The following is a 22,681-nucleotide window of genomic DNA, read 5'->3' as shown; positions in this document are numbered from 1 at the left end:
CCGGCTCGCACGGTGAGCTCACCGCGCTGCAAGGTAGGGCGCGTCGCGTCAGGGGGCTAGTAAGCACCGGCCCTTTCCTGCTCAACCCTTCCACCAGCCAGCAGAGCCCTCGGCCTCTACCCCCCGTCCTTGCGTCGGGGAGGCGTGGGGTAGATCAGACAGAGCGACTCGAAGAGCGGCTCGCCGGGCGCGGTGTAGATGCCGCTCAGGGCTCGGGCCGCCTGCGCCACCTCCGTACCGAACGAAGGGACCAGGCAGATGTCTTCCGCCGTCTTGAACCGCCCCTTGAGCCGCTCCAGTCCCCGGCGCAGCGTGGCGATGTCCTGCTTGCCGCCTCGCACCGGCACGGACGGTCCGTTGGGATCTCCTCCGGGCAGCTTGCCCACGCTGGTGGACAGCTCGAGCCCATCCGCGCGCTGGATGATTCGCAGCTTGCCGGGCGCCACCTCCGCCAACCACGCGCGGAAGCCCTCCTCGTCCCTCAGCACGAGCCGGTAGGCCACCGCCGCGTCCGGGTGCTTCAGCCACACCTGGCTCGCTCCGTCTCGCAGCGCCTCGAACAGCTCGGAGGTCTGCGCCATGAAGGTGTCCGCGTCCGGAACCACCAGCACGGCCTGCCCCTGGATGCGCTCGGCCAGCTTCGCCAGCTCCGCGGGCCGGACCGGCGTGAAGGTCTCTCCCGCAAGCCGCACGGACTCTCCCGCCAGCTCCAGCCTCAGCGCCTTGTCCGGCACCGGCTCGCCATACACCGGCGCGGGCGCGACTCGGAACAGCGGATCATCCCCGGCTCCCGCGTCCCCGGCTCCCGCATCCATCCGCTCGGCGGTCAGCGGGGCCAGCGGTGCGGGCGCGAGCGAGGTGAGCGGCTCCACCGGCTTGTCCTCCCGGCACCCCACCCCCAGCACCCACGCCGCCAGCAGCAGCCCCGCCCGAGCCTCCCTCATGGAGCCGTCTTCTCCACGGTGGGCGCCTGAGCGGGGAACGCTCCGGCGACACACGTGGGATCCGCCAGCCCGTTCTTCGCGGCGTGCGCGGCGGCCTCGCTCGCTTCATGGAAGAGCACCATGTCCGTGAAGCGGCTCGCGTCCTCGGCGTGGCCCGCGTCGCGGATGTAGATGGCCTTCACCCGCCCGGGGAACTCCTGGCGGATCTGCGCGTAGACCTCGGGGTCATGCTCGCCCGAGTCCCCCACCAGCACCACCGGCTGCGGGAACTGCTGCATCAGCCGGCGGATGATGGGCTGCTTGTAGTCGGAGAGCGTCCCCGGGCCCAAGTCCCGCAGGTACAGCCCGAGCGGCGGGAAGCCGTTGCGCGTCAGGAACGAGGCCACCCGCGGCGCGTACTGCACGGGCGAGCCGCTCACCAGCGCGAAGGACGGCGCCCCCGGAGCCTTCAGGCACCCATAGAAGGCCGCCATGCCGGGCACCGCCTGCTGCGTGTCCGAGTCCTTGAGGAGCGCGTTCTCGAGCAGCTTCGCCGTCTTGACCACCTGCGTCACGGCGATCGTGTCATCGAAGTCGGAGATGAGCAAGAACGGAGCAGTGTCCGCGACCACCTCCACGCGCGCCTGGGCGCTCACCCCGGCCACCTTCGCCTCGGCGACGGAGAACCCCGAGGGGAACGCCTCCCCCTTCGCCGGCTGGAGGTTCACCTCGAAGTTCCCATCGTGGCCGCTCGTCACCAGCGTGGTGAGGCCGCGGAAGGACACCTCCACCTTGGCTCCCTCCCAGTTTGGCGCGGTGAGTCGTCGCAGGTTGCGCGCCAGCACGGAGCTGCCCTCGGTGGGCGCCTCCTTCAGCACCCGGCCCTGGAGCAGCACCCCATTGCCCCGGCCCAGCGCCGGGAAGAGCAGGACCGCGGGCCCCGCTGACGCAGCGCAGGACACGAGCAACAGGGTTACGGCAAGAAAGCGTGCAGGCAGGTTCACTGGAGATCTCTCGAGACAGGACGGTCGGGTTCGCATGATAGCTTCTGCCGCCCTCGCGCGAGGGCATCCAGTGGAACGAGCGCTGCGCGGGCCTGCCCGAAGGAGCCGGAGAGAACGTGCTGCTGCCTGCCGAGGGCCTGGAGTTCGGCAAGTACCTGCTGCTCGACCGCATCGCGGTGGGCGGGATGTCGGAGCTCTATCTCGCGCGGATGACGGCCGCCGCCGGCGTCACCAAGCAGGTGGTCATCAAGAAGATCCTCCCGCTGTTCGCCGGCAACCCCGCCTTCGTCTCCATGTTCATCAACGAGGCGCGCATCGCCGTGGGCCTGAGCCACGGCAACATCTCCCAGGTCTTCGACTTCGGAGAGGTGGACGGCGAGTTCTACCTGGCCATGGAGTGGGTGCACGGCCAGCCGCTGTCGAAGGTGCTGCGCCGGGCCCGGGAGAAGGAGCTGGCCCGGCTCCCGGTGCCGCTGGCGCTGCGGGTGGCCACCGAGATGCTCCAGGGGCTGGCGTACGCGCACAACCGGCTGGATGACAGCGGGCGCCCGCTCAACATCGTCCACCGGGACGTCAGCCCGCAGAACCTGCTGCTGGGCTACGAGGGCCAGGTGAAGCTGGTGGACTTCGGCATCGCCCGGGCCCGGCTGGCCAGCCGCGGCGAGACCGAGGCCACCGCCGTCCAAGGCAAGTACCTGTACTTCTCGCCCGAGCAGGCCCAGGGCCGCGAGCTGGATGCCCGCGCGGACATCTTCGCCGCGGGCGTGGTGCTCTACGAGATGCTGTGCGGGCAGCTGCCCTGGCAGGGCGAGCGCATGGAGGTACTGCCGCGCATCGCCCGGGGCGACTTCCCGCCCCCGCGCGCCCTCCACCCGAGCCTGTCCCCGGAGCTGGAGCGGATCCTCCTCACCGCGATGGCGGTGGAGCGAGAGCGGCGCTACCCCTCGGCGGAGGCCTTCGGCGAGGCGCTCGAGAAGTACCTGCACACGGCGGTGCCGGGCTTCTCCGCCAGCGCCCTGGCCCACTTCATGGGCTACCTCTTCGAGTCGGAGCTGGTGGCCGAGGGCCGTCCGGTCCGGCTCCCCCCGGACTTCCTGAGCCAGCTCTCCCAGTGGAGCCAGGAGCTGCCCGGTGAGCCCGCTCGCGCCGGCGCTCGCCCGAGCTCGCGCCCCCCGCTCGCCGCGCTGCCGCCCGCCGAGAGCCCGGAGCCTGCTCGCAGGTGGCTGTCGCCCTGGTCCTGGGTGCTGTTTGGCGCTCCGGTGGTGGCCGCGCTGCTGGCCACCGTGTTCATCCTCACCGGAGACGACGACAAGACCTTCGCGGTGGAGCTCACCTCCAACCCCCAGGGAGCCTCCGTCTGGGTGGATGGGCAGATCTTCACCGACCACACGCCCACCCATATTCCCCTGTCCACGGATCGCGAACACCTGATCGAGGTGCACGCCATCGGCATGGAGTCCTGGAGCCAGCGCTTCCACGCGGACGAGGGCGCCACCCTGGCCGTCCGCGCCGAGCTGCTCCCCGCGCACCCTCGGCTCGCCCAGTCCCGAGCGGGCGGCGCCGGTCCGGCTCCCGCGTCCCTCGTGCCCACCGAGGGCCGCTTCCCTCTGGCTCCCTTCCAGCTCCGGCCCTCGCAGCATGCCTTCCTCGTGCCCCCGTCCCCCGCCGCCCGCCTGCGCCTGGATCCCTCGCGGACCTACTTCCTGAGCACCGAGGGCACCCTGGCGCCGGGCTCCAATGGCGCGGCCCCCATCGACACCGTCATCTACTTCCTGGAGGGCGGTCCAGGGCTGCCGGCGCGAGCCTCCTTCGGCCTGGTGGGCCCCCAGCAGATCCAGGTGAGCAACGCCTTCGCGCTCTACCTCTTCCTGCCCGAGACCGCGGGGCCCAATCCCGCGGGCAGCCTCCGGGTCCAGGTGCGCGAGACGACGAGCGGCACCGGCGCCACGGTGATGGTGGATGCGCGCCAGCATGCGTTCATGCCGCGGCCGGGCGAGAGCTTCACCCTGCACGGCCTGAATGCCTCCACCCTCTATGAGGTCCACCTCCGGGACACCGGCCGGCCCGCGCTGACTCGAGGCGCCCAGGGTGAGGCCGTGGGCCGGGTGCTCGTCCTCCAGGATGGGGGCTGCGGCGCGGAGGCCGGCGGTCCCTGGAAGCCGGGACGGGCGCGGGTGCTGGAGCTGGGCCACCCTACCCGCTTCACCGGCGCCACCTGGCTGCGCTTCAGCTTCCCGGATGATGACCTGGAGGACAATGCGGGGGGCCTCTTGGTAGAGGTAACGCCCGTAGCAGGCCCTCGGCCGCAGGGCTGCTGAGCTACCCGCAACCGTGTGGCTGCCTGTAGCAAGGTGGAGCATTCTGTAGCCGAAAAATTGATCCACCCAGCGCCTTCCCTACCCTGTCGCGCATCCGGCCCGCTTCCGGCGGGCGCGACAGGAGGCCTCACATGAAGAAGTGGCTCACGCTCATGGTGTTCGGCTCGGCGGTGGCGGCGACGGTGGGGCTGTCCTCCCGCGTCTCGGCCCAGCCGGACCGGGGGCCGACCGATGCCGAGCTCTACGCCCAGGTGGACGCGCGGCTCCAGGAAGTCATGCACGCGGTGCTGGCAGGCCAACGTTCGGAGACGCCCACGGCGGCCCCCCACCGGTAATCTCGTAGCGTCCGGCGCCGCTCGGTGCTACGACCGGCGTCTGCGCTCGTTGCTCTCGCACGAGGGGGACATGCCAGAAGGACTCCAGCTCGCGGTCGGCGACCGGGTCGTGTACCCCAACCAAGGGGTGTGCGTCGTCTCGGCCATCGATGTGAAGGAGGTGGCGGGTCAAAAGCTGACCTTCGTCACCATGCGCCGCGAAGAAGATGGCGCCGTGGTGATGGTGCCGCAGGCCAAGGTGACCGCCATTGGCGTGCGCAAGGTGGCCACCGCCGAGGAAGTGGAACAGATCTACTCGTTCCTGCGCTCGGACAGTGACAAGGCCGACCTGGATTGGAAGCAGCGCGCCCGCACCAACCTGGACCGGATGACCGCCGGGGGCATCCTCGGGCTGGCCGAGGTGGTCAAGGGCCTGCAGGTGCTCAGCGAGCTGCGGCCGCTGCCCACCAAGGAGCGCGAGCTGTACGACAACGCGCGCCACCTGCTGGTCTCCGAGGTCGCCGCCGCGCTCAACATCCCCGAGGTCAACGCCGAGGACTCGGTCGACATCGTCCTCTTCCCGCCGGGCCGCGAGCGCCCCAAGCGCACCGTGGCCGAGTTCAAGCCGCGCGGCGAGGACGAGGAGGATCTGGGGCTGGAGGGCGGGCTGCTGGGGCTGGAGGGCGATCTGGAGCTGCCGCCGGACGAGGAGGAGGCTCCGCCCGAGGAAGAGGAGGCCAGCGAGGAGGCTCCCGCCGAGGAAGAGGCCGAGGCGGAGGAGGCTCCCAAGGCCAAGAAGAAGGCCGCCAAGGAGGCCGCGCCCGCCGAGGAGGCTGGAGCGGAAGAAGAGGCGCCCAAGCGCAAGCGGGGCCGTCCGCCCAAGCCGAAGCCCGAGGGTGAGGCCGCCGCGGCGCCTGCCGCTCCGAAGAAGCGAGGCCGTCCGCCCAAGCCGAAGCCCGAGGGTGAGGCCGCCGCGCCCGCGGCTCCGAAGAAGCGGGGCCGTCCGCCGAAGAAGAAGCCCGAGGGTGAGACCGAGTAATGAGCCGCCCCGCGGCGGGCACGTCCCCGCCGGGCGAGGGCCCTGCCGCCGAGGTGAAGCTCCGTGATTCGCGTGGTGACGTTGGACTCCTTCGATGAGAAGCAGCTGGCCAAGTTCAGCCGGACGCTCTACACGGCGTTCGGCGTGGGCAGCGAGCACTCCGGCCAGCTGGAGCTGCCCGCGGGCCTGAGCGAGCCGTTGGATGCCGAGAAGGTGCTGGACGCCGTGAAGGGCGTGCGCGCCTACAAGGACGACAAGGTGCTGTACCTGACGTCCCGGAAGCTGAAGGAGCGCGAGCTGCCCAGCGGCACCGCGCCCACCAACGGCTTCTCGCGCTTCGGCAAGGACAAGGCGATCATTACGAGCGCGGGCTACAAGGATCTGGAGGTGGGCTTCAAGCCGGTGGCCCGGCACGCGCTGCACCAGCTCGGCCACCTGTGGGAGCTGCACCACTGCTTGGATCCGCGCTGCTCGATGTACCCGCCCTGGACGCCGTCATTCGGCGCGGGCGAGCCCACCTTCTGCACCTTCTGCCGCGAGAAGAGCGAGCAGAAGATCCGCCTCGCGAAGTCCTGAGCTCAGGAGCCTTCGAGGAGGATGAAGTCCCCGCTGCCCTTGTAGCTGATGAGCTGCGCGGGCACCCCAGCGACGACGCCGTTGGCAGGCACGTCGTCAACGACCACGGCGTTCGCACCAATCGCCGCGCCATCGCCGATGCGCACGTTGCCGACGATCTTGCACCCCGCTCCGAGATAGACGCGCTCGCCAATCACGGGCGCTCCGCTGCCGTCTTCCGCGGCGGCGATGAAGCACACCTGGCTGATGTTGCAGTGCCGGCCAATCCGCACGCCGGGGCCGACGTAGATCGAGCCGAAGTGGCCGACATAGAAGCCGGGCGCGATCTCCGCCTGGCTGTCCAGATGAATGCCGCTGAAGAAGCGAAGCGCCACCTCGAGCGACCCGTGCACCGCGCGGAGCAGCGGCTTCAAGGGCCCCAGCCTCGCCGTCTCGAGCGCCCGGCCCAGCCGATACACGCTCGCCGCCCAGATGCCATCGAGCGTCACCGCATACGTGAGCTTCCGGCCCAGGCTCGCGTTCGGGAGGTAGGCGAAGTAGCGCCTGAGGTCTTCCCGGAAAGCATGCCAGAACGATTCAGATTGCATACGGGCTCCCTGAAAATGGAACTTGCGCCAGCCGTCGAGAGGGGAGGAAGCGGGGCGAGCCGTGGGTCGCTCTGGCCGGCACGCCGAACCAGGTGGAGCCCCCTTCCACCTTGCGAGTGACGACGCTGTTAGGGCCGACCACCACGCCCTCGGGCACGGCGGTGGGACCGATGATCGAGGCACCCGGGCACACAGTCACATTCGCCTCGAGCTGGGGCGCGCCCCGGCGTTCGCCTCGCCCCGCGACTCCGAGCGTGGTGCCGCCGTACAGAGCGCAGCCCGGCCCCACCCTCGCCAGCCGCGACACGATGATCGGCCCGTGCGCGCCCAGCCACACGCGCTCACCGACCTCCGCATCGAGTGGCAGATAGATGCGGGTGATCCGATACATGAGCTGATAGCTCACCGCGTAGAGGATCCGTCCAAGCCTGGCACCGGCCGAGGGGTGGCCGCGCCAGGAACGCCCCAACCGGTAGAGCACCAGGGCCCACAGGCCGGGCGATTGACACAGCACGCGCGCCTTCGCTGCCAGGCTCCGCGCCTCGTGCACGTGGAAGTAATGCGTGACATCCGCTCGCGCGGCGCTCAGTCCTTTGGGACTCATGCCTTCACGCCTCTCCTGCTGGAATCTGCGGAGTAGGTTAAGAACGGCCCTGGAGGGCGAGAAGCCAGTCAGTGTCCGCTAATTCCCACATCGCTCGGGTGAGCTCAGGCCTGCCACCAGGGCAAGCAAGCAGCCTGCTCACCGGTGAGGCCCGGAGTTGTCCGAACCCTTCCGGGATGAGCACGGCACCTGGCACCTGCAGGGCGTGCGGCTGCCTCGCGCGCTGAGGAACCACCTCGTCGTGGAGCCCTCTCTGCGCCCCCTCATTCTGCGCCTGCTCTCCCGGACGTAAGCATCCCCCCACCTCCGCTCCCGTGAAGAATCCGTAAGCGGTAGACATGACTCAGGGCGCCAGTCCATGGGCACCAGCATCAATGAACTTCGAGAATCCGGCCTTCCCCATCCACCGCATACTCTGCTCCAGCGTCCATGATGAGGGAGTCATCCAAGCCGCATCGGGCGAGGATGGGAAAGAAATAGATGAAAAACAGATCATCACTAGCACGCTGAATATAGATGTCATACGTGTCCCACCGAGAGAGGCACTGTGCTACGTGCTGATTATCCCCTGTGAGCTTTGCGCCAGGCGGTAGATAATCATTCATTGCCACGGCGAGGGCCCGTGTCAGGCGTCCATCCGTGTGGATGCCCCCTTTATATGAATCAGGAAACTGCACCTTCTCGGCCAGACTGGGTGGGGCTCTCACCGCTTTCTCATACTTGTAATAGCCAAAGTACGAGCAACCGGGTAACAGCGTCGAGCAGAAAAAAAGAAAGAAAAACAATCTCTTCATTCTCAATGTCTCGCTTGAATTACATTGGCCTCATCCAAGAGCTTCACTGGAACCATCCCTTCCCCTCGAACATCTGGACATCTCCTTCGTCGTCAGCTTTACCAATGGCGATCCACTGGCCGTCACGCAACGCGGTAATCACCCGGGTAGCGTTGTTAAAATTATAGGCCTTGCACGTCCCCGTCCTCTCCCGGAAGAAGACCATCATGTCGCGCTCCCTTATCTGGCGAGTGACAGGGTCAACGAACCGCACGGGAGTCCAGCGCGCCTTGCTGCTGAGATCTTTCTTCGAGAAGCCTCGGGGGTAGGGATGTGTATGATCACTGCCGAGCAGCAGCGCATCTCCGTGCTCGGGGTCCCTCAGCGCTTGGGGCATCTCGCAGTACTTCGTACCACCCGCTTTATCTCCTGCGATGTTGGAAAGGTAGCTCAGGAAGAATCCTCCTCCCGAGGCCGAGTAGTAGTGTAGCGCACAGTATTCAAACCCGTAGGCACCATTTGACGCTCCAGGCTGGCTCGTCATCAGCTCACATGCATTCTGGGCCAGTTCCTCCAGCGTCTTGAAGGGGCCGGCCAATGGCCCGTCCACTTCCAAGAGCCTGTTCTCCAACCGCCGCACTCGGACGTTCGGATTCGGAGCGGAGCACCCCCACAGTCCGCTCAACAGCCATAGCACTCCAGCCCAGCACAACCTCCTGAACATGCTGCCTCCTGGAAGACCGAGAGGCATCTTGAGCCCCACCCACCTGGCCTCCGAAAGGACCCGGCGGGTGAAGCCCTTGAGGAGAAGCCGGCAAGTAGCCGCCCCCACAACGCGGCGCAGCAATTCTTCTGAATCTCAGCGGCCCAGGAGTGTGCGCGTTCGGAACGGGGCGTCCCATTTCCGGACACTGTCCCGCGCTGGCTTGCTCGCGGCCCCGCTCTGGCGTGAGGGGCTTCAGGCCCTCTCGCGGGTTGGTGCGAAACCTGCTTGATACCACTCCATGGAAGCCTTCCTCCGAGATGTCCGGTTCGCCTGGCGCGGCCTGCGCCGCACCCCCGGCTTCACCCTCGCCGTGGTGCTCACGCTCGGGCTCGCGCTGGGGGCCAACACCGCCATCTTCAGCATGGTGCATGCCCTCGTGCTGCGCCCGCTTCCCTTCCCTCACAGCGAGCAGTTGGTGCGCCTGTACTGCACCATGCCCCAGAAGAACGACGCGAGCCCCTCCCCTCCCGAGACCGCGGCGTGGAGCGAGGAGACCAGCGCCTTCAGCAGCGTGACGGGCTTCCATTACACCTCCGTCAATCGCACCGGGGGCGAGGTGCCCGAGCGGCTCACCGCCGTCGAGACCACTCCCAACCTCTTGTCCACCGTGGGCGTGGCGCCCGCCGCCGGCCGCTCGCTGGAGCCCGAGGACGCCAAGCCCGGCGCCGCCCCCACCGCCCTCATCTCGTATGCGCTCGCCACCCGGCTGTTCTCCACCGCCGCGGCGGCCCCCGGCCAGACGCTGTGGCTGGATGGCAAGTCCGTCCACGTCGCGGGAGTCATGCCCGCGGGCTTCATGCTGGGAGACTCCAGCCGCGAGGCCGACGTCTGGCTGCCGCTCCTGCTGGACACCTCCCCAGAGGCCCAGGGCGAGCACTTCTTGACAGTGATTGCCCGGCTGAAGCCCGGCGTGTCGCTGGAGTCCGCGCGCCAGGCCGCCATCCACCGCAGCGCCCTGATTCGCCCCCCTCCAGAGGAGGACACAGGCACCGAGCCTCCGCACAGCGTGTACGCCTTGTCCTGGCAGGAGGCCGTCACCGGACGCATCCGCCCCATGGTGTTCGCCCTCTGGGGCGCGGCCGCCTTCGTCCTCCTCATTGCCTGCGCCAACGTGGCCAACCTGCTGCTGGCTCGCGCGGTGCACCGGCGGCGCGAGGGCGCCATCCGCGTGGCGCTCGGGGCGGGCCTGGGCCACCGCCTGCGGGAGGCGCTCGCGGAGAGCCTGCTGCTGTCGCTCATGGGCGGCGCCCTGGGGCTGATCCTCGCCCTCTGGGGCACGGATCTGCTGACCGTGCTGCTCCCGGCTCAGCTGCGGATCGTCGCAGCGCCCGAGCTGCACCTGCCCGTGCTGCTCTTCGCCGCCGGGCTGTGTGGCGGGGTCGCGGGGATCCTCGGGCTGGTCCCCGCCATCGATGCCTCCCGGACCGGGCTGCTGCCCTTGCTGGCCGGCGGCCATGGCTCCACCGGCGCTCGCCAGCCGCTGCGCGCCGCGCTCGTGGTGGTGCAGCTGGCGCTGGCCCTCGTGCTGCTCACGGGCGCGGGCCTGCTGGTGCGCACGCTCTCGCACCTGGCCTCCGTGGAGCTGGGCTTCCATCCCGAGGGCGTGGTGTCCGCGGCGCTGCAGTTGCCCGCCCAGCGCTACCCGGACGACGCCGCTCGCGCCCAGGTCTCCGCCCGGCTGGAGCAGGCCGTGTCCGCCATTGCCGGCGTCAAGTCCGTGGGGCTGCAGCGGGAGCTCCACCTGGCAGGCTCCACCACCTCGTCGAGCATCACGATGGAGGGCATGGATGACTCGGGTCCGCCCCAGTACGCCGAGGACCGCATCGTCAGCCCCGGCGCCTTCGAGGCGCTGGGAGTGCCGCTCAAGCGCGGCCGCCTCTTCACCGCGGACGACACGAAGGGCGCGCTCCCGGTGACCGTCGTCAACGAGGCCTTCGTGCACGCCTTCCTCAGCGGCAAGGAGCCGCTGGGCACCCGCTGGTCGTTCGGCGGGGACACCCGGTGGACGGTAGTGGGCGTGGTGGGAGACGTGCGCCACGGAGATCTCACGGAGACTCCCGGCCCGGCCTTCTATGTCCCCGTGGCCCAGCAGCCCACGCCGCAGCTGTTCCTCCTCATCCGAGGCTCGCCCGTGCCCACGCTGGCGCAGGTGCGCGAGGCGGTGCGCAGTGTGGACCCCGAGCTGCCGGTGCCCGCGCTGGAGCAGTTCGAGACGCTGGTGGCCCGGAGCCGGCAACGTCACGAGCAGCTGCTCACCCTACTCTCCTGCCTGTCGGGGCTCGCCCTGCTGCTGGCGGCGCTCGGCATCTGGGGCGTCATGTCCTACAGCGTGACCCAGCGCATGCGGGAGCTGTCCATCCGCCGCGCGCTGGGCGCCACCGAGCGCAGCCTGGTGGGGCTGGTGGTGGGCGCCGCCGGGCGGCTGGTGGGGTTCGCGCTGCTGGTGGGCGTCCCCGCGGCGGTGGGGCTCGGGCAGGCGGTGCGCAGCCTGCTCTATGGCGTCACTCCCTCGGATGTCCCCACGCTGCTGGGAGTCGCGGTGCTGCTGGGCTCGGTGGGCCTCGTCGCCGCGTGGCTGCCGGCGAGGCGTGCGGCCAAGGTGGACCCGGGCCTCAGCCTCCGGGGCGAGTAGCGGCTCGGGCAAGCCTCGTGCAGCGGCCCAGGGTCTGATACTTCGAGAGCTTCCAGGCCGCTGGTAACGTCTGGACAGTCCCCTCTCCCCTTGGGAGAAGGCGGGGATCAGGCTCTTGAACGACACCCCTGCCCACAAGCCGCTGCCGCGCACGCTTCCACTCGTAGAGCTTGGGGTGATGCTCGTTGTCGCGCTGCTGTGCCTGCTGTTCTACGCGCGGCTGCCGGGGACGTTCCCCAGCGAGGCGGACTACCGCGCCGTGAGCGAGCGGCTCCGGGCGGAGCTGAGGCCGGGCGACGCGGTGCTGCTCTTTCCCTGGTGGACCGAGCGCGCGCGGCTGTACCTGCCGCCGGAGGTGCCGGTGTATGGCTACTTCGGCTCGGACCGCGATGACCTGAACGCGCACCCGCGCATCTGGGTGCTGGGCGAGCCGCAACTGCCCAACGCGGACGAGCAGGGTTTCCTGGCGACCTTCCTGCCGGGACGCACCGCGGCGGGGCAGCCCTTCCAGGCCGGCAACCTCATGCTGACGCCGTACACGAATGGCCGCTACCGGCCGCACCTCTTCGTGGCCTCCGAGGCGTACGCCCGCGCCCGGGTCTACCTGGAGTCTCCCGACGGCACGCGGCGGCCCTGCCCGTTCGATGGGCACGCGCACCGCTGCCCCGGCCCGCCGCACCTCTACGTGGCGCCCGAGTGGCATGAAATCCTCTACGAGCCCCGCCACTGCCTGTGGATGCACCCCCCCGGCGGAAAGGATCGGCTGGTGGCCGAGTTCGACAACGTCCCGGCCGGCACGGGGTTGCGGCTCGAGGGAGGCATCACCTTCGAGTACACCTACAGCCGTCCCCACCTGAGCAACATCCACATGGGCGTGGATGACGCGCGCAGCGGCCAGCCCCTGCTGGACGTGGTGGTGCCGCAGGGCGTGCCCGGCGTGCAGAAGGCGGAGGTCACCCTGCCAGCGGGAGCGCCTCGCACGGTGAAGATCTGGTCCCAGGCGGACAACCCGGAGCTGCGCCACCTGTGCCTGGATGTGTTCGCGCTCGGCCCGGCGGGAGGGAGCCTGTAATGCGGGGACGGCCTGCCACTCGAGACGAGCGGCTCATCGCCGTGGCGCTCTGGCTACTGGCCTTCGTGACGCTCTTCCTCACCGAGCGGGCCGTGGGCTTCGTGCGCGACGAGGGCATCTACTTCGCCGCCTCGGAGAGCTACGCGAACTGGTTCCGGATGCTCTTCCACTCTCCCTCGGTGGCGATGACGGACCCGGCCATCGTGGGCGCGTGGGACGTCAACCACGAGCACCCGGCGTTGATGAAGGAGCTCTACGGGCTGTCGCACCTGCTGTTCCACCAGGCGCTGGGGTGGCTGCGGCCCGCGACGGCCCTCCGCCTGCCCGCGCTGGCGATGGCGGCCCTGGTGCCGGCGCTCACCTTCCTGTTGGGCAGCGCCGTCTACGGGCGCGCCGTGGGCCTGTTCGCCGCCCTCTCGTTCCTGCTGGTGCCTCGCCACTACTTCAACGCGGAGCTGGCGGCGTTCGACATGCCGGTGGCGGCGATGTGGCTGCTCGTCATCTACAGCTTCTGGCGCGCCATGGAGGATAGGCGCTGGGGGGTGTGGTGCGGGGTGGCGTTCGGGCTGGCCATCGCTACCAAGCACAACGCGCTGTTCATGCCGTTCATGCTCGTGCCGTTCGCCCTGTGGCGCGCGTGGCAGGAGAGCAAGGCCTCGCCGGCGGCGCGCGAGGGCGCTTGGCGCTTCGTGGGCCTGTTCGCCGCGGTGACGGTGCTCTACGCGCTGCTCTACGTGGCGCAGAACCCCGTGGGCTTCCAGAAGAAATTCATCCCGCTGAGCCCGCATGTGCTGCTCTTCGTGGGGCTGGCGGTGGGCGCCTTCTGGGTGCTGCGCGAGCTGTACCGTGTGAGCGAGCCCACCGCGCGCGCGCTGATCCCCATCGCCACCATGGCGCTCTTCGGGCCCATCCTCTTCTACCTGCACTGGCCCTACCTCTGGCACCACCCGGTGGATCGGGTGGCCTGGTACCTGAACTTCCACGCCACGCACGAGCACTACGCCTGGTTCTACCTGGGCGAGCTCATGCGCGCCCCGCCCTTCCCCCTGAGCTACGTGGTGGTGAAAACGGCGCTCACCGTGCCCACCAGCCTCTTCGTCCCCATGGCGCTGGGCTGGCTCACCGTGGTGGGCCGAGGGCTGCTGAGCCTGCCCGCACGCACCCGGCCGTGGGTGAGCCGCCCCTCCACCCCGGAGTTGCTGGTGGCGGCGAATGCGGCGTTCTCCATCCTCATCATCAGCCACCCGCAGGTGCCGCACTTCGGCGGGGTGAAGCACTGGCTACCGTCCATGCCCTTCCTGGGCCTGCTCGCGGGCACGGCCGTGGTCCGCGGCTGCTCGGCGCTGGTGGAGGTGCTGCGAGCGCGCCGCCCCTCCCTGCCCTTCGCGGCGGTGGCGGCGCCGGTGTTCGCGCTGCTGATGGCGCCCGCGCTGCTCGGGCTGGTGCAGGTGTTCCCGTACGGCACGGCCTTCTACTCGGAGCTGGCGGGAGGCATCCCCGGCGCGGCCTCGCTGGGCATGCAGCGCCAGTTCTGGTCCAGCCACGTCACCAGCGTGCTGCCGTGGATCAACGAGCACGCCAGGCCCGGCGCGCGCCTCTACCTGCACGAGGTGACGGGCTACTCGTTCCAGCACTACCAGCAGAACGGCATGCTGCGGCCGGACTTGCAGATGGTGTGGAGCCCGTTCGACGCGGACATCGTCGCGTACCAGTACCACCAGGAGTTCCGCGAGCAGGAGTTCAACATCTGGCAGGCGTTCGGCACCCGGACTCCCGTCACCGGGCTCTACCTGGACGAGACGCCCCAGATCGTCGTCTATCAACGTCCCTGAGCCACGGGAGCGCTCGCCAACGTCCTCCAGGGAACGAACATGCCTCCCTCAGGGGTTACGTCCAGGGTAGGCTGCCGGGGGCAGACGCAGATTCCATGCCTCAGGGAGGGACACATGACGCGGTGGTCATGGGCCGTGGCAGTGTTGGCGCTCGGAGTGGGCTGTAGCAAGGGCACGGAAGCGACTCATTCACGCGCGGAGGTCCGCAAGGTGAGCGGCTCCACGATGGAGGTCGTTCCGAACGAAGGGCAGCTGCCCTACTGCTTGCTCTATACGGTGTCGCAGAAGGGCATCATCCGGCAGCTCACGATGACCCGGGAGAACCGCTCCATCAAATGCGATGCGGGCCGGCCCATCGCCAACTCGAGCTTCCGCGTCCCGCCCGAGGAAGGGACGGTGAAGGTCTACATCATCTTCTCGGATCAGCGCATCCAGGCGGGCTCGGTGGCGCAGCAGCTCTTCGAGCTTCAGGGCCGCGAGCGCGTGACGGGCATGGACTTCCGCCTGCCGGGCCAGGCCTTCGTGGAGATGCTGGAGTTCACCCCCGAGGAGGGCGGCGCTCCGGTCACCGGTGGCAGGGTGGGCGCCGGGGGCGAGGTGGCCAACGGCGCCGCGCCCGCGGAGGCTGGCTCGACCGAGGAGGGGGTCGGCGGCAGCACCCCCGCCACGGACGGCGGCACGCCCTCAGGGGATGCTGGGACCTGAGGCGAGCCGTACGCGCTGAACCCTGAAGACATGGCGCCAGGGAGGCCCGCCTCGGGCCTCTCGGGGGGTTGTCGTGCCCGCGCTCCGTGAAGTCTGATGAGCGCCATGTACGCCACCGCCTCGCTCTCACCCGACGTGCTCGGCACCCCCGAGGGGATCGCCAACCCCTACCCCGCCTATCTGGCCTTCCGAGGCCCCAACCCGGTGCGCTACCTGCGGCTGCCGCCGGGCCCTATGACCGGGCGCAGCGAGCCGCTCTACGCCTGGGGGCTGATGCGCCACGCGGACGTGCTCGCCGCCATCCGGGATCCCGCCACGTTCTCCTCGCAGAACACCACCGTGCTCAAGGCGATGCCCAAGATGACCCTGCTGCACGATGATCCGCCCCTGCACACCCACCTGCGGCGGCTCGTGAGCAAGGCGTTCAGCCCGCAGCGCATCGCCGAGCTCTCGGAGTGGATCCGCGGCATCGCGAGCCAGCTGCTCGACACCGCGGGCCGAGGCCCCGTGGAGCTCATGGCGGCGTACGCCATTCCCCTCCCCATGCGCGTCATCGCCGAGATGCTCGGCGTTCCGGACAGCGACTACCCGTCCTTCAAGCTCTGGTCGGAGGGAGTGATTGGCTACGTGGGGATTCCAGCGGAGGAGCGCGCCCGCAGGTTCCAACAACTGATGGGCTACCTGGGACAGTCCGTCGCCGCGCGCCGCGCGCAGCCGGCTTCGGATCTGATCTCGGCGCTCGTCCAGGCCGAGGTCGAAGGCGCCGCCCTCTCCGATGCGGACATCCGCAGCTTCGCCGCGCTCCTGCTCATCGCCGGCAACGAGACGACCACCCACCTCATCGGCAACATGCTGGCCCTGCTCGCCGATCGCCCGGAGCTCTGGCAGCGGGCGCGCGAGGATCGCTCGCTCGTCGAGCCCCTCATCGAGGAGACGCTGCGCTACGAGAGCCCCGTGCAGCGCTTCCCCCGGGTGACGACGCGCCCCGTGCGCATCGGCGAGGTGGAGATCCCCGCGGGCGAGCTGGTGGACATCTTCTACGGCGCGGCGAACCGAGATCCCGCCCTCTTCGAGGATCCCGAGTCGTTCCGGCCCGAGCGGCCAACGAACCACCAGCACCTGGGGTTCGGGCTCGGCACCCACTTCTGCCTGGGGGCGCCCCTGGCGCGGCTCGAGGCTCGCATCACCCTGAACGCGCTGCTGGATCGGTTCCCCACGCTCGCCCGGGGAGCGGGGCCCGCGGTGAGACAGAACACCGCCCCGCTCAGCCTCGGCTATAAGGCGCTGCCTCTCGTGCTGGGCTGAAGGTGAATCCGAGAATGAGCCGTGTCCTGAATGATCTGTTGGCGCTCCTGGAGCTGGAGCCCATCGAAGAGAACCTGTTCCGAGGCCGCAGCCAGGACCTGGGCTACCGGCAGCTCTTCGGCGGCCAGGTGCTGGGCCAGTCGCTGTCGGCCGCCAGCAAGACGGTGGAGCATGCGCGTCACGCGCACTCGCTGCACGGCTACTTCCTGCGCCCCGGGGATGCCACCCTGCCCGTGGTCTACACCGTGGACCGCGTGCGAGACGGAGGCAGCTTCAGCACCCGGCGCGTGGTGGCCATCCAGAAGGGCCAGCCCATCTTCACGATGATGGCGTCCTTCCAGGGCGAGGAGCCGGGCGCCTCCCACCAGGCGACCATGCCCCAGGTGTCCGGCCCCGAGGGCCTCCCGACGGACATCGAGCTGCTGAGCCGCCACGCGGACCGCATCCCCGAGCGGCTGCGCGAGAAGTTCCTGGGGGACAAGCCCATCGAGATGCGCCCGGTGGACTATGTGGATCCGTTCGCGCCCCATGTGGCCGAGCCGCGCAAGGCCATCTGGTTCCGGGCCCACGGCGAGATGCCGTCGGATCCGCAGGTGCACAAGTACCTGCTCACCTATGCCTCGGACTTCAACCTCATCAGCACCGCGATGCTGCCGCATGGGAAGAGCTTCATGCAGCCCAACCTGCAGATCGCCAGCCTGGACCATGCGCTCTGGTTCCACGGCGACCTACGCATGAACGACTGGCTGCTGTACTCCATGGCCAGCCCCTGGGCCGGCAATGCGCGCGGCCTGGCGTACGGGCACATCTTCACCCGCGACGGCCGGATGGTGGCCAGCGTGGCGCAAGAGGGGTTGGTTCGCGAGAAGCAGGCGGCGAAGTAGCGTCTCGCCGCCGCTGACAGCCGCCCCGGACAGGACGACTGTCCCTGCTGGCCGCTCGAGCCGCTACGCCCGGACTTCCGCCGCGCGAGCGGGCGGGGCGTGCGCCTCATTCCCTCTGGGCTCGGCCTGGGTCCGCCGGGTCAGCCTGTTGACGTAGACCTCGATCGCGAGCTGCTCCCACCAGGCGTTGAGCGCGGTGCAAACGGACACGAAGCCGCGGACCAGATCCGAGGCATTCTCCGCCGTCACGTACTTCCCGATCGCATTCCGCATGCCTGCGTAGTGGTCGTCCTCGGGGTTCCCGCCCGGGGCCGCATCGGCCACATGCCCCTGGATATAAATCCCCGTCAGGGAGTTCTTCGCGATCTCCCCTCCCTGACGCGCCTTGAGCGTCTTCAGGATCTTCTCCACGCCCTTGAACTCGAAGGTCGCGGTGGCCTCGAAGGCCAGCAGCGCGCCGCAGACGAACGCGTTGTTGGCGTTGCGGAAGCAGCTGCGCATCCGGTCGAGGAACCCACGAGTGCAGGCGGAATACTCCACGCCATCGGTCTCGACGCCCAGGTCCTCGCGATACCCACGGCGCATCAGCTCCAGGTGCGGAATCCCATCCGTCAGCGCGCCCATCTCCTCCGCCACGTTGCGGTCGACCTCCGCTTTGACGCCATCCCACCGGAGCCGGATGGTCGCATCGTAGAACATGTGGATGGACTCATTGGAGAAGCCCGAGTACTCCTTCACGAGGAACTTCAGATCATCGATGTCCCAGTGCGGGAGATTGGTGATGACGGGGTTGGTATCCGTCCTCAAGGCCCCGTAGGTATCGCTGATGAGGGCCTCCAGCTTCGGCGCCAACGTCGCATACTGCTTGTTGGGCATCTGCAGCAGCGCCTGGATTTCACTGTCAACCTTCGTGTACTGGGCCTCGCTAATCATGGCGACCTTTCATGTGAGGGTGAGATGCTGAGGGACGTGTGAGTCTATTTTGTCTCCGGATCAGGCTCAGACGTGGGAGCCATGCCAGAACGAGCCGTATTGCCCCTCGTGAACGTCCGGGGGCGGAGCCAGCAGCGCCGACCTCCCGCTCATGGCCTGGGCAAGCTGGCCGAGCCCCTTCAAGAACATTTTGTGGCTCTCCTCGGGGCGGGCGAACGACGTCTCGTAAACGGGTACCATCTCCTCATGATACAGGCGGTAGTCATGGTGCAGGAGCTTCATCCCGTACCGTTCAGGGTTCTCGTAGAGATCGCTCCCGGGATAAGGGACGAGCCCAAACAGGTATGACGCCTGGAGGAGGTCCTTCTCGATCAGCGAGCAGGCGTAATCGATGGAGCGCTGCATGTCGTCGAGGGACTGATTGGGGAAGCCATTGACGAGGAACGAGCACACCGCCAGACCCTCGTCGCGAATCCGCGCGAGGGTCTCCTCCACCTCAGACAGCTTCATGCGCTGCTTGTGTTGATCCTGGGTCTCCTGGTTAAAGGTCTCGATTCCAATCTCGATCCAGCAGCACCCACTCCCCTTCAAGGCCTTGAGGACGTCGCGATCCATGAGGCAGTTCAGGCGTGTCTGGATATCGTACTTGATGGTCCCGTCCTGGCGCAGGGCCGCGCACATGTCCAACGTCCGGGGCTTGTTGACGGTGAAGGTCTCGTCGCCGAAATAGACGTTGTGATGCTCGCCATAGTGCGCACGATAGTCATGTATCTCGGCGATCGCGCGGTCGGTGTGGAAGTAATCGGCTTTCTGGCCAATCGTCTGGATCGTGCAGAACGAGCACTTGTACGGACACCCCAGGCCATAGACCTGGCGTAGGTACCGGATGTCCTCACCGACAGAGCGGTCGAACAGATCGATCTTCGGCTTGGGGATCTGGTTGACGGGCATCCAGGGATAGGTGCGGTGGGTGGTCACCACCGTCCCATCGGGAGCCTTGAAGGAAAGGTGCCCGACCTTCTCAATGTCAGCCCCCCGTTCGATCGCCCGGACGAGATCGGGCAACGCATGCTCGCCGCGGCCATGGATGACATAGTCGACATGGGGGTGGCTCGCGATCTGCCGATGCAGCGGGGTCGCGATGACGCCCCCCAGGACTGTCTTGCTTCGAGGATAGAGCTCCTTGATGAGCGTGGCGATCTCCAACGCGAAGTGGAGATTCGGTGTCATGGGGGAGAGCAGGTAGATGTCCCCGGGACTCTGACGCAGCGCTTCCTCGAGGCGCCCGCGATGGATGCCCTCGAGCGTGCACTCGGAGGTGTAGAGATCAATGGCCTCCAAGGACGTATAGCCCGCGTCGACCAGAACCCCGCCGAGCCAATGCATCCAGTGCGGCAGTTCCCAGAGGACATTCTTCATGTGTCTCAGTCCCGGGTGGGCCGCGTGATATCGAATATCGAAATTTCTCCAGAAGTCCTTGCGCTCGGACACGGGGACAGTTGCCATGGGGGTATGCACAAAGACGATATGCATTCGACATCTCCCGGCTGAAGGCCAGCATTGATGAAGTCAAACTCGCGGGGTGCCTCTGGATAACGCAGATGTGCCACGGTTCTCCGTTCCCGGAGGAGCCAGCACATCACTGAATTGGGAGCGGCATCTTTCCACTGGAAAACATGCAAGTCAAGCCACTTGTGCAAATCACGCAAGACCCACATTTCAAGCAACTCATGAGGTATTGCTGACACGCTCAACTGTCTGAGTAGGCTTCAAGATCCCTCGTCCTCGTAAATGCACATAGCAATTGGCGATTCATCTCGCGGCCGCGGATTGGCACCGCGCCAGAAGGGCTTTGGCCTTTTTCTTTCCCAGTCCCTATGGTATGTTCCGCCCCTCGTGCTTCCTGTGGAGATGACATGAGAATCTGCGTCTTGCACCGTGTCCCGTTTGCCGAGGTCGGCTACGACAAGGTCATCGATCACGATGTACACGAGGTGCTCTACATCGGTCCGAAGGCAGCCTTGGCGGACATCCCGAGTGGACTCCGTTGCCAGAAGCTGGAGCGGCCGGGGATTGCCGCCACCTGGGAAGAGGTGCTCGCCGTCCTGGTCGGCAAACCCACCCCGGAGCGAGTGGTCTCACTGTCCGAGTTCGAGCTCCTCGACGCCGCCCGCGTGCGCGAGCGGCTCAACATCCCCGGCAAGCGTCCCGAGGAGATCCTGACCGTTCGCGACAAGGTGAAGATGAAGGGCGCGATCCATGCGGCTGGGCTGCGCGCGCCACGTTTTATCTCGTGCGAAGCGCTCGTCTCCGGAAGCGCGGGGACGCCTCCGTGGACAGGGAAGACCGTTCTCAAGCCGCGTGACGGAGCGTGCAGCCGGGACACCCTCACGTTTCCCACGGCGGCCGATGCAGTGGCGGCGGTTGGCGCGGGGACGACGGGGATTCGGTCCTTCCGGATCGAGCAGTTCGAGCTCGAGGAGTTCGTCGAGGGGCCAGTGTTCCATGTCGACGCCGCCATCGTGGATGGCCGGCTGCAGGTGGCGATGGCCAGCCGCAACCTCAACACTCCGCTCGAGTACGCTCGGGGGCTGCCGCTGGGCTCGGTGGAGCTCGGCCCGCGTCCGGACCTGGAGCGCTTTGCCGAGGCCTGCTCCCGCGCGCTGGGGCACCACAACGGCGTGTTCCACCTGGAGGGGATCCTTTCGGGCGAGGGGCCGGTGTTCATCGAGATGGGAGCCCGCGCCGGAGCCTGCTCGATCGTTGACGTGGTGGAGCTTGGGCGCGGCGCGCACCTCTACCGGGTCATGCTGTCGGTCGAGGTCTTCGGGCGGGTCGACTTGACGGCGGCGGCGCGCCACCAGCGCACTGCGCCGGCCTATGGCTGGTTTGTCTTTCCCGGACACAACGTTGGGCGCGGTGGGATGAAGATCGTGGGAGCGGAACGGTTCGCGCGTGATCCGCATGTCGTGCGTTGGGTCCAGCTGCCCGACGGCCACCCCTCGCCGGACCACATCACCTATGCGCCCGAGGACTCACCCATCTCCGGCATCATTCAGGGGAGAGACACCGCGGACGTGGAGGCGTTCCTGACCGAGCTGTTCCGGACCGTGCGCATCCAGGCCCAGCCATGAGCTCGAGCAGGTGACGAGATGAAGAGACTGCTCCCCGCTCACCCGGGCTTTCGCCTCCTGTTTTTGTCCTCATTGGCTACGTTGTTTGGGGATGGGCTGTTCATCCTCTCCTCGATCCTGATCGTCAAGAAGATCTCCAACAACGTCACGGCGCTGAGCTGGATGTTCATCCTGACGATGGTGCCATCGATCGTGCTGGCTCCGTTCGCGGGTGCCGTGATCGACCGGCTGGAGAAGAGGACCCTGGCGCTCGCGTCTCTGGTGGCCCGAGCGGCGTTGATCGCGACAACGGCGGGCCTGCTCCTGACGGACCATGCCTCGTTGGTCTTCGTCTATGCGGCGATCATCCTCAACGACACGTTCTATTACTTTCTGTCTCCAACGACAGACTCGATCACCCGCGAGCTGCTCGGTGAGGATGAGTATGTGCGCGGTGAGTCCTTCATGCAGGGGGCCTGGCAGGTCGGCCTGATGTTCTCGTCGCTCGCCGCCGGCGCGCTCATGACCTACCTGGGGACGGCGCAGACGATGCTCTGCGCGGCGGTGGCCTACGCACTGGCCGCGCTCATCCTCTGGCGCCTGCGCCTCAGCAGCCGCCCGCAGGCGCGCGAGCCCGTGGCAGCCGCCGAGGCGGGCTGGCTTCGCGACATCCAACAGGGGTGGCGCTACGTGCAGGGCCGCGGTCCGCTCTTCTACGCCAGCCTGGCGGCGAGCCTCTCCCTACCGCTCATGCAGGCGCTCAACATCCTCATCGCGCCGTTCAACGAGGATCTGCTCCACGGCACTCCCATGACGCTCGGGTTCATCGACGCGGCGGTCAGTACGGGAGGAATCCTGTCCGCCATGATCTGTGTCGGACTGGCACAACGGCGGCAGCTGGGCGGCGTGACGATGATCGCCCTCGCGCTCCTGGCGGGTTCGCTGGTCCTGTTCGTGTCTTCCCGGTCCGTGCCCCTGGCGATCGTCACCTACACCGCCGTGGGGACATTCGCGGGAATGTTCAAGGTGTTGTCGAAGTCCATCGTCTACCGTCACGTCGAAGCGGCCTTCGTGGGCCGGGCCATGACGACCATCTCGATGGCCAGCCTGATCATCTCCATTGGAGTGTCCCTCCTGGTTGGCTTTGTGGGGGAGCGCAGCCTCTCAGGCGCATACTTCCTGCTCGCGGGCTTTCTGTTCGTGCCGGCGGGCCTCATCGCCCTGGCCCAGCGCAAGGTGGCGGCCACGGCGGATGCGAGCGGGGTCGTCTGATACAGGAGGTCTCCCGCCCTTCCAGGCGT

General features: G+C 67.9%; 21 protein-coding genes. 13 read left to right on the top strand and 8 right to left on the bottom strand.

What is annotated here, in order from left to right; translation table 11 throughout:
• Window positions 1-116: 116 nt before the first annotated feature.
• Together ACJ8AT_RS19510 and ACJ8AT_RS19505 are read right to left on the bottom strand one after the other, a co-directional pair.
• On the bottom strand, window positions 117-944 hold the full coding sequence (locus ACJ8AT_RS19510) for a hypothetical protein (protein ID WP_407739273.1): 828 nt from the start codon (window positions 942-944) through the stop codon (window positions 117-119).
• Entirely contained in the window at window positions 941-1,885 is a 945-nt protein-coding gene (locus ACJ8AT_RS19505) for a phosphatidate phosphatase App1 family protein (protein WP_407739272.1), read from the bottom strand. The genes ACJ8AT_RS19510 and ACJ8AT_RS19505 overlap by 4 nt, the downstream gene beginning before the upstream one ends.
• A gap of 158 nt (window positions 1,886-2,043) precedes the next feature.
• On the opposite strand from ACJ8AT_RS19505, the gene ACJ8AT_RS19500 reads away from it, so the two are divergent.
• The 4 genes from ACJ8AT_RS19500 (at window position 2,044) to ACJ8AT_RS19485 (ending at window position 6,174) form a co-directional block, all read left to right on the top strand.
• On the top strand, window positions 2,044-4,245 hold the full coding sequence (locus ACJ8AT_RS19500; protein WP_407739271.1) for a serine/threonine protein kinase: 2,202 nt from the start codon (window positions 2,044-2,046) through the stop codon (window positions 4,243-4,245).
• A 131-nt stretch (window positions 4,246-4,376) separates the two neighbouring features.
• Complete coding sequence (locus ACJ8AT_RS19495) at window positions 4,377-4,580, top strand: hypothetical protein (RefSeq protein ID WP_407739270.1); 204 nt, start codon at window positions 4,377-4,379, stop codon at window positions 4,578-4,580.
• 70 nt (window positions 4,581-4,650) lie between these two features.
• The gene (locus tag ACJ8AT_RS19490) at window positions 4,651-5,598 is read left to right on the top strand and encodes a CarD family transcriptional regulator (protein ID WP_407739269.1); all 948 of its coding nucleotides are present in this window, start codon (window positions 4,651-4,653) and stop codon (window positions 5,596-5,598) included.
• 63 nt (window positions 5,599-5,661) lie between these two features.
• Entirely contained in the window at window positions 5,662-6,174 is a 513-nt protein-coding gene (locus ACJ8AT_RS19485) for a hypothetical protein (protein WP_407739268.1), read from the top strand.
• A gap of 2 nt (window positions 6,175-6,176) precedes the next feature.
• On the opposite strand, the gene ACJ8AT_RS19480 is transcribed toward ACJ8AT_RS19485, so the two are convergent.
• Together ACJ8AT_RS19480 and ACJ8AT_RS19475 are read right to left on the bottom strand one after the other, a co-directional pair.
• Window positions 6,177-6,761: a serine O-acetyltransferase gene (locus ACJ8AT_RS19480; RefSeq protein WP_407739267.1), complete on the bottom strand. Its 585-nt coding sequence runs from the start codon at window positions 6,759-6,761 to the stop codon at window positions 6,177-6,179.
• A complete protein-coding gene (locus ACJ8AT_RS19475; protein ID WP_407739266.1) occupies window positions 6,751-7,365 on the bottom strand; it encodes a hypothetical protein in 615 nt (204 codons plus the stop codon). The genes ACJ8AT_RS19480 and ACJ8AT_RS19475 overlap by 11 nt, the downstream gene beginning before the upstream one ends.
• Window positions 7,366-7,522: 157 nt before the next feature.
• On the opposite strand from ACJ8AT_RS19475, the gene ACJ8AT_RS19470 reads away from it, so the two are divergent.
• Window positions 7,523-7,657, top strand: coding sequence for a hypothetical protein (locus tag ACJ8AT_RS19470; protein ID WP_407739265.1), 135 nt, complete (start codon window positions 7,523-7,525; stop codon window positions 7,655-7,657).
• Window positions 7,658-7,736: 79 nt separating this feature from the next.
• Here ACJ8AT_RS19470 and ACJ8AT_RS19465 read toward each other — a convergent pair whose 3' ends face one another.
• Both ACJ8AT_RS19465 and ACJ8AT_RS19460 read right to left on the bottom strand, forming a co-directional pair.
• Window positions 7,737-8,159, bottom strand: a complete 423-nt coding sequence (locus ACJ8AT_RS19465) for a hypothetical protein (RefSeq protein ID WP_407739264.1) — start codon at window positions 8,157-8,159, stop codon at window positions 7,737-7,739.
• A 43-nt stretch (window positions 8,160-8,202) separates the two neighbouring features.
• Window positions 8,203-8,748 carry a hypothetical protein gene (locus ACJ8AT_RS19460; RefSeq protein ID WP_407739435.1) on the bottom strand — a complete coding sequence of 182 codons (546 nt, stop codon included), beginning with the start codon at window positions 8,746-8,748 and terminating at the stop codon, window positions 8,203-8,205.
• Window positions 8,749-9,142: 394 nt separating this feature from the next.
• On the opposite strand from ACJ8AT_RS19460, the gene ACJ8AT_RS19455 reads away from it, so the two are divergent.
• The 6 genes from ACJ8AT_RS19455 to tesB all read left to right on the top strand — a co-directional run bounded on the left by ACJ8AT_RS19455 (window position 9,143) and on the right by tesB (window position 17,334).
• Entirely contained in the window at window positions 9,143-11,536 is a 2,394-nt protein-coding gene (locus ACJ8AT_RS19455) for an ABC transporter permease (protein WP_407739263.1), read from the top strand.
• A gap of 178 nt (window positions 11,537-11,714) precedes the next feature.
• On the top strand, window positions 11,715-12,608 hold the full coding sequence (locus tag ACJ8AT_RS19450) for a hypothetical protein (protein WP_407739434.1): 894 nt from the start codon (window positions 11,715-11,717) through the stop codon (window positions 12,606-12,608).
• Window positions 12,608-14,440, top strand: a complete 1,833-nt coding sequence (locus ACJ8AT_RS19445; RefSeq protein ID WP_407739262.1) for an ArnT family glycosyltransferase — start codon at window positions 12,608-12,610, stop codon at window positions 14,438-14,440. Before ACJ8AT_RS19450 ends, ACJ8AT_RS19445 begins: the two co-directional genes overlap by 1 nt.
• A 114-nt stretch (window positions 14,441-14,554) precedes the next feature.
• Window positions 14,555-15,145, top strand: coding sequence for a hypothetical protein (locus tag ACJ8AT_RS19440; protein ID WP_407739261.1), 591 nt, complete (start codon window positions 14,555-14,557; stop codon window positions 15,143-15,145).
• 96 nt (window positions 15,146-15,241) lie between these two features.
• Window positions 15,242-16,450, top strand: a complete 1,209-nt coding sequence (locus ACJ8AT_RS19435; protein ID WP_407739260.1) for a cytochrome P450 — start codon at window positions 15,242-15,244, stop codon at window positions 16,448-16,450.
• A 14-nt stretch (window positions 16,451-16,464) separates the two neighbouring features.
• Complete coding sequence (gene tesB / locus ACJ8AT_RS19430) at window positions 16,465-17,334, top strand: acyl-CoA thioesterase II (protein WP_407739259.1); 870 nt, start codon at window positions 16,465-16,467, stop codon at window positions 17,332-17,334.
• Between the two features lie 63 nt (window positions 17,335-17,397).
• Here tesB and ACJ8AT_RS19425 read toward each other — a convergent pair whose 3' ends face one another.
• A complete protein-coding gene (locus tag ACJ8AT_RS19425) occupies window positions 17,398-18,267 on the bottom strand; it encodes a DUF3865 domain-containing protein (protein ID WP_407739258.1) in 870 nt (289 codons plus the stop codon).
• Between the two features lie 66 nt (window positions 18,268-18,333).
• Window positions 18,334-19,758 (bottom strand): B12-binding domain-containing radical SAM protein, encoded by a 1,425-nt coding sequence (locus ACJ8AT_RS19420; RefSeq protein ID WP_407739257.1) that lies wholly within the window; start codon window positions 19,756-19,758, stop codon window positions 18,334-18,336.
• Between the two features lie 425 nt (window positions 19,759-20,183).
• On the opposite strand from ACJ8AT_RS19420, the gene ACJ8AT_RS19415 reads away from it, so the two are divergent.
• Window positions 20,184-21,401, top strand: a complete 1,218-nt coding sequence (locus tag ACJ8AT_RS19415) for an acetyl-CoA carboxylase biotin carboxylase subunit family protein (RefSeq protein ID WP_407739256.1) — start codon at window positions 20,184-20,186, stop codon at window positions 21,399-21,401.
• Between the two features lie 18 nt (window positions 21,402-21,419).
• Window positions 21,420-22,652: an MFS transporter gene (locus ACJ8AT_RS19410; RefSeq protein ID WP_407739255.1), complete on the top strand. Its 1,233-nt coding sequence runs from the start codon at window positions 21,420-21,422 to the stop codon at window positions 22,650-22,652.
• Window positions 22,653-22,681 lie beyond the last annotated feature (29 nt).

This window comes from Hyalangium sp. (genome assembly GCF_045802625.1).
Classification (GTDB): Bacteria; Myxococcota; Myxococcia; order Myxococcales; family Myxococcaceae; genus Hyalangium.
This window is presented reverse-complemented; position numbering and strand designations above follow the sequence as displayed.

What these genes read in the sequence shown, in the direction of transcription:
- ACJ8AT_RS19445 (WP_407739262.1), top strand. Translation starts at nt 12,608, where the DNA reads ATGCGGGGACGGCCTGCCACTCGAGACGAGCGGCTCATCGCCGTGGCG.
- ACJ8AT_RS19490 (WP_407739269.1), top strand. Translation starts at nt 4,651, where the DNA reads ATGCCAGAAGGACTCCAGCTCGCGGTCGGCGACCGGGTCGTGTACCCC.
- ACJ8AT_RS19450 (WP_407739434.1), top strand. Translation starts at nt 11,715, where the DNA reads ATGCTCGTTGTCGCGCTGCTGTGCCTGCTGTTCTACGCGCGGCTGCCG.
- ACJ8AT_RS19440 (WP_407739261.1), top strand. Translation starts at nt 14,555, where the DNA reads ATGACGCGGTGGTCATGGGCCGTGGCAGTGTTGGCGCTCGGAGTGGGC.
- ACJ8AT_RS19425 (WP_407739258.1), bottom strand. Translation starts at nt 18,267, where the DNA reads ATGATTAGCGAGGCCCAGTACACGAAGGTTGACAGTGAAATCCAGGCG.
- ACJ8AT_RS19475 (WP_407739266.1), bottom strand. Translation starts at nt 7,365, where the DNA reads ATGAGTCCCAAAGGACTGAGCGCCGCGCGAGCGGATGTCACGCATTAC.
- tesB (WP_407739259.1), top strand. Translation starts at nt 16,465, where the DNA reads ATGAGCCGTGTCCTGAATGATCTGTTGGCGCTCCTGGAGCTGGAGCCC.
- ACJ8AT_RS19410 (WP_407739255.1), top strand. Translation starts at nt 21,420, where the DNA reads ATGAAGAGACTGCTCCCCGCTCACCCGGGCTTTCGCCTCCTGTTTTTG.
- ACJ8AT_RS19435 (WP_407739260.1), top strand. Translation starts at nt 15,242, where the DNA reads ATGAGCGCCATGTACGCCACCGCCTCGCTCTCACCCGACGTGCTCGGC.
- ACJ8AT_RS19495 (WP_407739270.1), top strand. Translation starts at nt 4,377, where the DNA reads ATGAAGAAGTGGCTCACGCTCATGGTGTTCGGCTCGGCGGTGGCGGCG.
- ACJ8AT_RS19415 (WP_407739256.1), top strand. Translation starts at nt 20,184, where the DNA reads ATGAGAATCTGCGTCTTGCACCGTGTCCCGTTTGCCGAGGTCGGCTAC.
- ACJ8AT_RS19465 (WP_407739264.1), bottom strand. Translation starts at nt 8,159, where the DNA reads ATGAAGAGATTGTTTTTCTTTCTTTTTTTCTGCTCGACGCTGTTACCC.
- ACJ8AT_RS19455 (WP_407739263.1), top strand. Translation starts at nt 9,143, where the DNA reads ATGGAAGCCTTCCTCCGAGATGTCCGGTTCGCCTGGCGCGGCCTGCGC.
- ACJ8AT_RS19510 (WP_407739273.1), bottom strand. Translation starts at nt 944, where the DNA reads ATGAGGGAGGCTCGGGCGGGGCTGCTGCTGGCGGCGTGGGTGCTGGGG.
- ACJ8AT_RS19480 (WP_407739267.1), bottom strand. Translation starts at nt 6,761, where the DNA reads ATGCAATCTGAATCGTTCTGGCATGCTTTCCGGGAAGACCTCAGGCGC.